This is a genomic window from Saonia sp. (assembly GCF_056326165.1).
On the sequence record NZ_JBWFBN010000028.1, the window covers coordinates 1 to 11,039 of the forward strand.

Genomic DNA, 11,039 nt, shown 5'->3' on the forward strand with positions numbered 1-11,039 from the left:
AGTAGGCCGCCGCCTTTCTTGAAAAGCTCCTTACAATCGTAAGGAGCTTTTTTTTGTTTTACACTGTGGTCAAAGATTATATTTGAACAAATGAAAACCAATATACATAAAGGAGAAGAAAAACTAAATGCTATATCACACGCAGTTGGTATTTTACTCAGTGTAATTGGCTTTGTGCTTCTCTTGAACAAAAACACAAATAAAACAATATATAGTACCAATGCTATTGTAATCTATTCAGTTTCAATAATTGTTTTATATACTGCATCCACCATGTATCATATGGCAAATGGACCCAAAAGGAAAAGTAGATTAAGAATTTTTGATCATGTAAGTATTTATTTCTTAATTGCAGGCACTTATACTCCTGTAACACTTATAACATTGGAGCAAGGTCAGGGTTGGTTTATATTCTATATTATTTGGACAATTGCCATAATAGGGACATTATTTAAATTATTCTTTACAGGTAAATTTGAAATTCTTTCTCTGGCATTATACCTAATAATGGGGTGGTTAATTGTATTTGATTTTAATAGTTTATGGAATCAAATTTCAGAGAAAGGAAAGTGGCTGTTTTTTTTAGGTGGGGCCTTTTACACTTTTGGGATTATTTTTTATGCTTTTAAGAAAATTCCTTATAACCACCTAATTTGGCATTTTTTTGTCCTTAGCGGGAGTATTTCTCATTGGTTATTTATTTACAATGATGTTGTGTGAAACAATATATTAGATTGATAATCAATAATATAACCTACAAAAAATAAGCTAAAGCAACTCCTAATACAATTACAATCAGTTTGTTAAGATTAAAAGAGTGTCCTTCCGAACTTTCGAATAAAATTACAGTGGAAATATGTAAAAAAACACCAATTACCAAACCGGTTATTTGTGGTTCATACGAATGTAAAAAAGCCAAATTTGCAGCTAAATAAGTTCCTAAAGGTGTCATTATTGAAAATAAAACAATAAAAAAAACCGCCTTTGATAGTTTTATTTTGGAACCAATTAAAAAGATACTTAATATAATAGCTATAGGTATTTTATGAATTAAAACCCCGTAGATGATACTGTCATACTTTTCAATTGGAAACCCTTCTAAAAGCGAATGGATTGAAAGGCTTATTAATAGTAATAATGGAAATGTAGTATTCTCTTTTTCCAAATGAACGTGACCATGCTCAGCTCCTTTTGAAAAGAATTCAAGAAATATCTGAAACAAAATTCCAAGCATTATAAAGACCCCTACAGTTTTTGTATTAGTTCCCTGATATATAGATGGAAAAAGTTCAAAAATTGTTAAGGCCAGTAGGAAAGAACCACTAAATGCCAAGAGTAATTTTACTTTTGCTTTGTTTTTTGGTTTTATAATAAGAACAAAAACAAAGCTTGAAAGAACTGCCAATATGGGTAAAATGTATATCATGTATCAAATGCATTTTATATTTAAATGCAAGAGGTTAAAATTAGCGTATTTTTGTCATATTCTTTTAGAAATATATGGGGAACAATTTTAGAATGTTAGCAAAAACCTTATTTGGTTTTGAAGAAATTTTGGCAAAAGAGCTTCGTAATCTTGGCGCGGGGAATGTAAAAGAGGGTGTAAGAAGTGTCTCATTTGATGGTGATATGGGCTTTATGTATAAAGCAAACCTTTGTTTAAGAACAGCTATAAAGATTATTAAACCCATCCATTCTTTTCAGGTAAGGAACGAAGATGATTTATATAGGAGAATGTATACAATCAATTGGGATGAATATATTACTCCAGATACCACCTTTGCTATTGATACGACAGTGAATTCAGAAAATTTCACACATTCACTTTATGTTTCTCAAAAAGCAAAGGATGCCATTGTAGATAAAATTAGAGATAAAAAAGGACGTAGACCCAATGTTGATGTTAAGAATCCAGATCTTCGTTTAAACATACATATACAAAAAGACCAATGTAACGTTTCATTGGATTCATCTGGGAGGTCTTTGCACCAACGTGGTTATAGAATTGCTACCAATATTGCTCCTATTAATGAAGTTTTGGCTTCTGGACTTCTCTTGTTGAGTGGATGGGATGGTAGAAGTGATTTTATTGACCCTATGTGCGGTAGTGGTACATTTTTAACTGAAGCAGCCATGATTGCCTGTAATATTCCTGCAAATATCAACAGAAAAGGTTTTGCATTTGAAAAATGGTCAGACTTTGATGAAGAACTATATGGCAAAATTGTTGATGCGAGCTTAAATAAAACCAGAGAGTTTCATCATAAAATTATTGGTTATGACAAGGCTCCGTCAGCAGTACGAAAAGCAATTGAAAATATTGATAATGCCAATCTGTCGGAATATATAACTGTTGAAAGAAAAAACTTCTTTAAAACGTTAAAACCAACTGATAATCATTTACATATGGTTTTTAACCCACCCTATGGAGAACGGTTGAATATTGAAATGGAGGAGTTCTACGCATCTATTGGAGATACACTAAAACAGAACTATCCAGGTACTGAAGCTTGGCTAATTACTTCCAATTTTGAAGCCTTAAAATATGTAGGGCTTAGACCATCACGAAAAATAAAAGTTTTCAATAGCCACTTGGAATCACGGCTGGTAAAGTATGATATTTATGAGGGAAGCAAAAAGGCTTCAAAAAACCAATAATACTTCAAATTACATACTACTTTTTTTGAAGTCCATTTTGAATAGTTTTGAATAGAAAAGTTTATAGTATCTATTCAATATCTGGTATCATTGTTTAAATAGTATAAGCAATGAAATCAAAAAAAAGAAGGATTCAAATATGGAAATATGTTTTTGGTGTTATAGTAGTATTTCTATTTTCAATTCAAGGTTATGGGCAATGGTCATTTGGAATGGAAGTTTCACCACGTCATAGCCCAGATAAGAAGCTCTATCATAGAATAGGATATACAGGTATAGATATAAAATATAGTAGCCCGTCTGTTAAAGGAAGAAATGTTTGGGGAGAACTAGTTCCTTATAATAAAGTTTGGAGAGCTGGTGCAAATAATGCTACTACCATAGAGTTTGGTGAGAATGTTGAAATCAATGGAAAAAAATTATCAGCAGGTAAATATGGCTTTTTTATTCTTCCTAAAGAGAATGACCAGTGGGAGTTAATTTTTAATAAAGTTTATGAACAATGGGGTTCTTTTAGATATGATGAAAAGGAAGATGTACTTAGAGTTAAAAGCCTTCCTGTCCAATCTAGATTTACAGAAAATCTTACTTATTCTGTTGAAAATAGAGGGCCAGAGTTTGGTACTGTTTATCTTAATTGGGAACGATATAAAATTGGGTTTGAAGTTAAAACCAATCACATATTGTATATACAAAATGCATTGACGGAAAGTTATAAAACAGCCGACCCTTTGTTAAAGTGGGTTAGCTATATGGAAGGAGCGGAATATTTATTAAAACAAAACACAAAAATGGATTTGGCTCTGGAATGGATAAATAAGAGCGAAGAAGAAGTGTTGAAATTGAAAAACGGTTGGAATCCAAATTATACGGCAAAAGAGTTTCTAATGGGAAACATGTATTGGATAAAAGCACGAATACTAGCCAATAAATATAATTTTAAAGAAGCCTTGAAATCAGCTGATAAAATGAAAGCACTTACAGGTAGTTTTCTATACTACCACACTTTTAATGAACAAATGCAAATAGATAAAACTATTGCAAATTGGGAAAAAGAAGAAAATTAAGTTAAGCCTTTAATTGGCAGGTCTATAAGTTATTTTGCATTTTGGGCATGCCACATTTTCATTCTCTTGTTTTAATTGAATGTTATGCAAATGTTTTTCTGCATATTCCTGTACCCACCCTTTTTTGCTGTCTACAGTGTTAATATCAATACCTTCATTTTTAATGGCCATGTAGAACTGCCCACTATATTCTTGCCTTCCCCAACAATTTGGGCACAAACCCTCAGGAGATGTATTAGATACTGTTTCCTCTTTATTTTTTATGAAATTTGACAATGATTTAAATAAATCCATGCTAATGTTTGTTTTGTTTGAAATTTACTAACCTATATATGGTACTTGCCCTTGAGCTAATTTTAATCGTGTCCAAATATTCATGTTTATAATTATGGCAGCAATTTCTGCAATTTCTTTTTCAGAAAATCTACCTAATAATGCATCATGATACTTTTGAAAATCTTTTGAAATTCCGTCCGTGAGAACATCGCAATAGGCCAATACAATTTTTTCGTCACCAGTATACAAGTCGCTATTATACCAGGATGATATATTATCTACTTTTCCTTCTGAAATACCAATATCTCTAGATGCTTTACTATGCAAAATAATACAATAAGCACATTCGTTTTTTTGAGCTACTCTAAGCCGTAATAATTGCGCCAAATGCTTATCTATAGACAAATCCGCGGTATAGCCATAAGCTTTTGCTATTTGAACCGATAGCTCTTCAAAAGGAGTTATGGATGGATTAAAACGTGTGTTTTTAAATTTAATTTCGGACATAGTTTTTACATTTATTAAAGCTAACAACTTTATTGTTCATAATAGTATTTATTGTAAAATAAAACAAAGGGTAGTGCATTTGCACTACCCTTTGTTAAAAACACAATGTTTTATACTTAAGTCGATTACAACCTAAATACCTTACAGTTTTGGAACTATTTTAATTAATTCCCAAGCCTTTTGTAAACTCCCATATTTTATTATAGGCCATGGTCATTTCTACTTTGCTAAAATTCCCATGTTTTTTTCCATCAATTGTTAGAAACTCATTTTTAAGTCCCATTTCATTTAGTTTTTGATGAAGAAGCACTGATTGTTCGTAATTTGCTGAAACGTCTAAATTTCCGTGTATAGATAGAATTGGAGGTGAGCTTGTTCCTAAATACGAAATTGGGGAACACATCTCTAAATATGCTTTTGGATTGGAAGCATTTCCAGTAACCAGCTTAATGCGTTCATCATCCCAATTTTCGGATGCCAAGTTAAGGTCAGCAACTCCAAACCAATTGATGATGCCAACAACACTCAATTTTTTGTTGGTTTTTGGCGCTTGAAAATCTTGATCATTGGAAATAAGACCAGTCATTAGCGCTAAATGACCACCTGCAGATTCACCCGACACTACAATTTTTGAAGTGTCAAACTTATACTTGTCACTGTTTTCATATATCCAATTAAGAGCAGACCTAGAATCGCTAATACAACCTGCCAAATCTGTTTTGTCTAAATGTCTGTAATTGGCAGTTACTACACACCAACCTTTCTGCACAAAAGGCATTAAGTATAGAGAACGGGATATTTTGTCACCACTGGTCCAACCGCCACCATGTAAAAATAAAAGTGTAGGCTTTTTATCATTTGAATACTCTATCCATGGCGGACCACCTATTCTAATTGCTGGTACATAGGCATCCAATTGCATGCTTGTGCCGTTTATGTCTAAATATTCAATATTAGATATAACTTGGTGGTTAGAAAATAGTCCAGCCACTTGGTCTATTTTTGGAACAGTCTCTTGAGTTGTCTTTTCTTTTGGTTTTGTATCGTTGCAGGCTACAATTAGTAGTACGCCTATAATCCAAAAATATTTTTTATAATTCATCATGTTAAAGGCTGGTTTTTGGTATTTAGATTAGTGATTAGAATTGTATATATAATACTAATTTAAACTTTTATAAGAGAAAAAAGTATTTTGTTAAACAAAAAAACGCAGCAATGCGAAGTTCTATTTTATTGATTTACAGCCTCTTCCTTTTTCTTTTTTGCCTTTTTATAAAGTGGTAAAAAGTAGGTAATGGAGTAATTGTAACCGACACCAAAATTACTGCCATCTGTAACTTTGTTAAAGCCAGGAATCCAAAGGTTTGGGAATCTATCAGATTCTTTGTTAGAAATTAGATAACCCAGTCTAACACTGCCACCAAGGTAGATATTAGCAAAAAGTTCTGCTTTTATTCCCAGAACAAATTCTAGCCAGCTGGCATTAAGCCCACTAAAATCTTCAGGAGCAGTAGAACCTGTAACAAAACTGCTAGGGTTCCAGTACCTATTGGTATCATAATATTGATACTCGTTCAAAGTTTGGCTAAAGGTGCTAAATGCATAGCGGCCTCCAATATGTATGGAATTGTCCATACCATACCAATTTTCATAAGTATTGTAATCTACACCCAACTTAATATAACTACCAGATGTAGTAAAATTATACAAGTCTTCTTGCTTGGTTCTTTCCTCATTCCCCAACTCAGCTGCCAAATAGAGCTTGTATGTTAATCTATAATCTCCAACTAGTTCCAAACCAGTATAATCATCATTTAAAAATGAAAGAGCAATTCTACTCAAATCTACTCCTGCTCTAATACCATACTGTTGTTTATGTACCACTGTATCTTTTGGCTGTAAGTCTATGGACTCATTTTGGCTGTATCCTAAACCAAAAGACACAAGGAATAATAGGCTAATGATATATTTTGACATGGGCCGCAGTTTGATTTTGTATTAGGGTATCCACTATAATTATATCTTGTATCCATTGATCCGCATCCGCTGTAAGACTTACAGACAAATTTTCATAATTGGCAATAAAACCACAAGCTCTGGAAACAAACGTGTCTTTCACCATATAATTAAAAGTAAGCACATCTGGGTTCCCAATTTCATTGCCTTCATCATCATCAGCAGAATCTTTTATTAACGCATAACTGGTAGTTATATCATCGGTTTTAAGGGGAATGCTTATGCTTTCTAAATTTGTTCGGTCATTTACAGTGTTTACCGTAAATTCTTGGTCTAGGCCACCTACTCTTAATTTAGATACTGCCTTTACAGCCGAAGTATCGGCAATATTATAAAAGTCAATAACTAATAGGGGAGTATCATTATCCACACAAATATCATCTTTCTCACAACTGCCAATAAAAATGATTGTTATGACTATAAAAAGGACAATGCTAATTTTCTTCATAGAAAAATTGGGAAAAGCAGTTTATGAATTTCTTTTTTTCAAAAGTACAACATTTTCAACATGATGAGTTTGTGGAAACATATCTACAGCCTGACATTTTTCAATACTATACATATGGTTCATTAGCGCCAAATCCCTTGCCTGCGTTGCACTATTGCAACTTACATAAACTATTTTTTCTGGGGCTATATTTAATATTTGATTAACAACATCTTTATGCATACCATCTCTTGGCGGGTCTGTAATAACAACATCTGGTTTTCCATTGATATTAATAAAATCTTCATTAAATACATTTTTCATATCTCCAACAAAAAAATCAGCGTTTTCAATTTTGTTAAGAATTGCATTAGCCTTAGCATCTTTTATTGCCACTGGGACAGCCTCTATGCCCACCACTTTTTTTGCCTTTTTTGCTACAAACTGAGCAATAGTTCCAGTTCCAGTATACAAATCATACACCAATTCATCTCCAGTAAGTTCAGCAAAATCTCTGGTTACTTTGTATAATTCATAGGCTTGTTCTGAATTGGTTTGGTAAAAGGACTTGGCATTTATTTTAAACCTTAACCCCTCCATTTTCTCAAAAATGTGGTCTTGCCCAGCATAGCAGATTACTTCCTGGTCATAAATGGTATCGTTCTGCTTTTGATTTATAACGTAGAGTAATGAAGTAATCTCGGGAAAGGTGATTTTTAAATGCTCTAAAAGCAAAGCTCTTTTTGCTTCATCATTTTCATAAAACTGGATAAGCACCATGAGTTCTCCAATAGAAGTTGTTCTTATCATTAGTGTTCTAAGTTGTCCTTTTTGATTTCTAGGATTAAAAAAAGACAATCCATTCTTTGTAGAAAAATCCTTTACTTCTAACCGAATTGTATTGGATGGGTCTTCTTGTAGATGACATTTTTTTACATCCAATATTTTATCCCACATGCCCGGGATATGAAACCCCAATGCATTTTTGTCTTCAATTTGTTCATCAGAATTAATCTCGTCCAGTGTAAGCCAACGACTATCAGAAAAGGAAAATTCCATTTTATTTCTGTAGAAATATTGCTTTTTAGAACCTAGTATGGGCAATGTTTCCGGGAGTTCCAAATGTCCTATTCTAACTAAATTATTCTCAACTTCCTTTTGTTTGTAGTACAATTGATGCTCATAGCCCATATGTTGCCATTTACACCCTCCACATACACCAAAATGCTCACAAACAGCATCTACTCGTTTATTGGATAAGGTGTGGAAGTTGGTGGCAACTCCTTCAAAATAAGCCTTTCGCTTCTTTGTGGTCTGTACATCTACAATATCACCAGGAACTGTGTTTGTTAAAAAAATGACTCTGCCATCGGGTGCTTTACCCACGGTTTTTCCCTTGGCACCAGCATCTATCACTTCAACATTTTCAAAAACTACTCTATTGTTTTTTCTTCGCATGCGGCAAAAATAGGAATAGGTTTGCATATAGAACAGGTATCTTTAAGATGAACTGATAAAAATGTTTAGATTTTTTGAACCTTTTAAGTTTTTTTATGTCCTTATGATAGAAGCCAAGCATGAAAAATACCAATAAAATATTTGATGGACTACTGGTATTGGAATATCAATCCGGGAACAAGAAGGCCCTATCTTTATTGGTAAACCGTTACCACGGAAAATTTTGCAGACATTCCTTTTGGTACACAAAAGATTTTGATGCTTCCAAAGATATAGTGCAAGATTGCTGGAATGTTATCATCAACAAATTAGGAAATCTTAAAGAGCCAAACAGTTTTGGAAGCTGGGCCACTAAGATTGTTACGAGAAAATCTTTGGATTTTATAAGCAAAGAAAAAAGAGATAAAAACAAACTTGAAAGCTATTACCATGTATCAAAAGTTAATGAAGATAGCTCAGAAAGGGAATTAGAGATTACTAGGCTTTTAAATACGATTCGTTTGTTGCCCAATAATCAGCAAGTAGTGTTAAAGTTATTTTATATAGAGGAATATTCCTTAAAAGAGATTAGTGATATACTAGAAGTATCTGTTGGAACTGTAAAATCTAGACTGTTCCATGCAAGAGAAAAATTAAAAACAATTTTAAAAAACAATAAAGATGAAAAAAGACATTGAAAAAATAGATGAAATGATAAAAGAGGCATTAAGTCAAGATGAAGCAAAGTTTTATGATAATTTAGGTGAGCAAAATTTGTTTGGAAAATTGGGTGGTCTCTATAAAGGCAGAATGGGATGGCTAGCAATTATTATGAACATAGCTAGCATAGGCCTTTTAGGGTTGCTAATTTTTTGTGCGGTTCATTTTGCCGATACAAATAGTACGAATGAGTTGCTAGTTTATGGAACAGGTATTTTTATATGCCTTATGGCGCTAAGTATGATAAAACTTTATATGTGGATGCAAATGGATAAAAATGATTTGTTACGAGAATTAAAAAGGTTAGAGTTGCAAATATCCGTTCTATCTCATAAGTGATTTGAACTACTTGGTAAAGAGAAATAAAAAAAGCCTTATTTTAAAATAAGGCTTTTTTCTTGCATTGATTTAACAATGCTGGCGTGTTTGGGGAACCACCAAAATTTATTGAGAACATGTTTTAATACCCATCCTACTTATTAGACACGGATTTTTCTTACAAGTCACTTGTCAGGAAATATTATTTGGAATTTATTTTCTAACATTTGGAAAACATCAAAATGTCATAAAAATTAGTAATTTAGCCGTTCTACAAAGGATGATTTCTCTCCCTAAGAAGGAATTGCTATAGTTTTACTTAAATAATTTAAAATCATGTCAGTTTTAGAAAGAATCACTTCTGAGGATGCTATTGCTTTGGAGAATAAGTATGGCGCCCATAACTATCATCCTTTGCCAGTTGTATTGAATAGGGGAGAAGGTGTTTTTGTTTGGGATGTTGAAGGAAAAAAATATTACGATTTTCTGTCAGCCTATTCAGCAGTTAACCAAGGACATTGCCATCCTAAAATAGTTGGTGCAATGGTAAACCAAGCACAAAACCTAACACTTACCTCAAGAGCATTTTATAATAATATGCTTGGTAAGTATGAAAAATATGCTACAGAAACTTTTGGTTTTGACAAGTTGTTACCAATGAATACAGGTGCGGAAGCCGTGGAGACTGCGTTGAAAGTATGTAGAAAATGGGCGTATGAGAAAAAGGGAATTTCAGAAAATGAAGCACAAATAGTAGTTTGTGAAAATAATTTTCATGGTCGTACCACAACTATCATTTCTTTTTCCAATGACCCAGTAGCTAGAAAAAACTTTGGACCCTTTACTAACGGGTTTATAAAAATTGAGTATAATAATCTTGAAGCCTTGGAGAATGCATTAAAGAACGATAAAAATATTGCAGGATTTTTAGTGGAGCCCATACAGGGCGAAGCTGGAGTTTATGTGCCTTCTGAAGGATATTTAAGTTCAGCAAAAGAGCTTTGTGGTAAGTACAATGTATTGTTTATTGCTGATGAAGTACAAACGGGTATTGCCAGAACGGGAAGAATGCTTGCTGTTGATCATGAAAATGTAAAACCAGATATTCTTATTCTTGGGAAAGCCTTAAGCGGGGGAGCTTATCCTGTTTCTGCTGTTTTAGCTAATGATGACATTATGAATGTTATTGGGCCAGGTAATCATGGGAGTACTTTTGGCGGAAATCCAGTTGCCGCTGCCGTTGCAATAGCAGCCTTAGAAGTTGTTAAAGAAGAAGAATTAGCAAAGAATGCAAACGAGCTCGGAAAGCTATTTAGAGAAGAATTGAACAAGTTTATTCCTAGTTGTGACCTGGTTACTAAAGTAAGGGGAAAAGGATTGCTTAATGCTATATTGATTAATGATTCTGAGGATAGTACTACAGCGTGGGATATTTGCATGGCGTTAAAAGAAAATGGATTGTTAGCAAAACCAACTCATGGTAATATTATTCGTTTTGCGCCTCCTTTGGTAATGAGCCAAGAACAATTGTTGGACTGTGTTTCAATTATAATTAAAACACTGAAAGACTTTAATAAATAAAAAAATCCTCGGGCTTTACCGAGGATTTTTTA

Annotated in this window: 13 protein-coding genes; 6 read left to right on the forward strand and 7 right to left on the reverse strand. The window is 33.2% G+C overall.

Annotated elements, in window-relative coordinates:
- Positions 1-90 precede the first annotated feature (90 nt).
- Positions 91-720, forward strand: coding sequence for a PAQR family membrane homeostasis protein TrhA (trhA, locus tag AC000W_RS15285; RefSeq protein WP_474749538.1), 630 nt, complete (start codon positions 91-93; stop codon positions 718-720).
- A gap of 34 nt (positions 721-754) precedes the next feature.
- On the opposite strand, the gene AC000W_RS15290 is transcribed toward trhA, so the two are convergent.
- The gene (locus tag AC000W_RS15290) at positions 755-1,426 is read right to left on the reverse strand and encodes a ZIP family metal transporter (protein WP_474749540.1); all 672 of its coding nucleotides are present in this window, start codon (positions 1,424-1,426) and stop codon (positions 755-757) included.
- 74 nt (positions 1,427-1,500) lie between these two features.
- Between AC000W_RS15290 and AC000W_RS15295 the strand changes: the two genes are divergently transcribed.
- Both AC000W_RS15295 and AC000W_RS15300 read left to right on the forward strand, forming a co-directional pair.
- Entirely contained in the window at positions 1,501-2,658 is a 1,158-nt protein-coding gene (locus tag AC000W_RS15295; RefSeq protein ID WP_474749541.1) for a THUMP domain-containing class I SAM-dependent RNA methyltransferase, read from the forward strand.
- A 110-nt stretch (positions 2,659-2,768) separates the two neighbouring features.
- Positions 2,769-3,725 carry a DUF2911 domain-containing protein gene (locus tag AC000W_RS15300; RefSeq protein ID WP_474749542.1) on the forward strand — a complete coding sequence of 319 codons (957 nt, stop codon included), beginning with the start codon at positions 2,769-2,771 and terminating at the stop codon, positions 3,723-3,725.
- Positions 3,726-3,734: 9 nt separating this feature from the next.
- Here the strand turns inward: AC000W_RS15300 and AC000W_RS15305 are convergent, their stop codons facing one another.
- The 6 genes from AC000W_RS15305 to rlmD all read right to left on the reverse strand — a co-directional run bounded on the left by AC000W_RS15305 (position 3,735) and on the right by rlmD (position 8,409).
- A complete protein-coding gene (locus AC000W_RS15305; RefSeq protein ID WP_474749544.1) occupies positions 3,735-4,019 on the reverse strand; it encodes a hypothetical protein in 285 nt (94 codons plus the stop codon).
- A 27-nt stretch (positions 4,020-4,046) separates the two neighbouring features.
- Complete coding sequence (locus AC000W_RS15310) at positions 4,047-4,508, reverse strand: carboxymuconolactone decarboxylase family protein (RefSeq protein WP_474749545.1); 462 nt, start codon at positions 4,506-4,508, stop codon at positions 4,047-4,049.
- Positions 4,509-4,668: 160 nt separating this feature from the next.
- A complete protein-coding gene (locus AC000W_RS15315) occupies positions 4,669-5,613 on the reverse strand; it encodes an alpha/beta hydrolase fold domain-containing protein (protein ID WP_474749546.1) in 945 nt (314 codons plus the stop codon).
- A 125-nt stretch (positions 5,614-5,738) separates the two neighbouring features.
- Complete coding sequence (locus AC000W_RS15320; protein ID WP_474749548.1) at positions 5,739-6,485, reverse strand: DUF6048 family protein; 747 nt, start codon at positions 6,483-6,485, stop codon at positions 5,739-5,741.
- Complete coding sequence (locus AC000W_RS15325; protein ID WP_474749549.1) at positions 6,466-6,972, reverse strand: DUF6452 family protein; 507 nt, start codon at positions 6,970-6,972, stop codon at positions 6,466-6,468. The genes AC000W_RS15320 and AC000W_RS15325 overlap by 20 nt, the downstream gene beginning before the upstream one ends.
- Before the next feature lie 21 nt (positions 6,973-6,993).
- The gene (gene rlmD / locus AC000W_RS15330) at positions 6,994-8,409 is read right to left on the reverse strand and encodes a 23S rRNA (uracil(1939)-C(5))-methyltransferase RlmD (RefSeq protein ID WP_474749551.1); all 1,416 of its coding nucleotides are present in this window, start codon (positions 8,407-8,409) and stop codon (positions 6,994-6,996) included.
- A gap of 119 nt (positions 8,410-8,528) precedes the next feature.
- Here rlmD and AC000W_RS15335 point away from each other — a divergent pair, with 119 nt between their 5' ends.
- The 3 genes from AC000W_RS15335 (at position 8,529) to rocD (ending at position 11,007) form a co-directional block, all read left to right on the forward strand.
- Positions 8,529-9,086, forward strand: coding sequence for an RNA polymerase sigma factor (locus AC000W_RS15335; protein ID WP_474749552.1), 558 nt, complete (start codon positions 8,529-8,531; stop codon positions 9,084-9,086).
- Positions 9,070-9,447: a DUF6768 family protein gene (locus tag AC000W_RS15340; RefSeq protein ID WP_474749554.1), complete on the forward strand. Its 378-nt coding sequence runs from the start codon at positions 9,070-9,072 to the stop codon at positions 9,445-9,447. The genes AC000W_RS15335 and AC000W_RS15340 overlap by 17 nt, the downstream gene beginning before the upstream one ends.
- Positions 9,448-9,762: 315 nt before the next feature.
- Positions 9,763-11,007 carry an ornithine--oxo-acid transaminase gene (gene rocD / locus AC000W_RS15345; RefSeq protein WP_474749555.1) on the forward strand — a complete coding sequence of 415 codons (1,245 nt, stop codon included), beginning with the start codon at positions 9,763-9,765 and terminating at the stop codon, positions 11,005-11,007.
- Positions 11,008-11,039 lie beyond the last annotated feature (32 nt).

Excerpts from the sequence above, each read along its gene's own strand:
- trhA (WP_474749538.1), top strand. The coding sequence starts at position 91 with ATGAAAACCAATATACATAAAGGAGAAGAAAAACTAAATGCTATATCA.
- AC000W_RS15290 (WP_474749540.1), bottom strand. The coding sequence starts at position 1,426 with ATGATATACATTTTACCCATATTGGCAGTTCTTTCAAGCTTTGTTTTT.
- AC000W_RS15295 (WP_474749541.1), top strand. The coding sequence starts at position 1,501 with ATGGGGAACAATTTTAGAATGTTAGCAAAAACCTTATTTGGTTTTGAA.
- AC000W_RS15300 (WP_474749542.1), top strand. The coding sequence starts at position 2,769 with ATGAAATCAAAAAAAAGAAGGATTCAAATATGGAAATATGTTTTTGGT.
- AC000W_RS15305 (WP_474749544.1), bottom strand. The coding sequence starts at position 4,019 with ATGGATTTATTTAAATCATTGTCAAATTTCATAAAAAATAAAGAGGAA.
- AC000W_RS15310 (WP_474749545.1), bottom strand. The coding sequence starts at position 4,508 with ATGTCCGAAATTAAATTTAAAAACACACGTTTTAATCCATCCATAACT.
- AC000W_RS15315 (WP_474749546.1), bottom strand. The coding sequence starts at position 5,613 with ATGATGAATTATAAAAAATATTTTTGGATTATAGGCGTACTACTAATT.
- AC000W_RS15320 (WP_474749548.1), bottom strand. The coding sequence starts at position 6,485 with ATGTCAAAATATATCATTAGCCTATTATTCCTTGTGTCTTTTGGTTTA.
- AC000W_RS15325 (WP_474749549.1), bottom strand. The coding sequence starts at position 6,972 with ATGAAGAAAATTAGCATTGTCCTTTTTATAGTCATAACAATCATTTTT.
- rlmD (WP_474749551.1), bottom strand. The coding sequence starts at position 8,409 with ATGCGAAGAAAAAACAATAGAGTAGTTTTTGAAAATGTTGAAGTGATA.
- AC000W_RS15335 (WP_474749552.1), top strand. The coding sequence starts at position 8,529 with ATGAAAAATACCAATAAAATATTTGATGGACTACTGGTATTGGAATAT.
- AC000W_RS15340 (WP_474749554.1), top strand. The coding sequence starts at position 9,070 with ATGAAAAAAGACATTGAAAAAATAGATGAAATGATAAAAGAGGCATTA.
- rocD (WP_474749555.1), top strand. The coding sequence starts at position 9,763 with ATGTCAGTTTTAGAAAGAATCACTTCTGAGGATGCTATTGCTTTGGAG.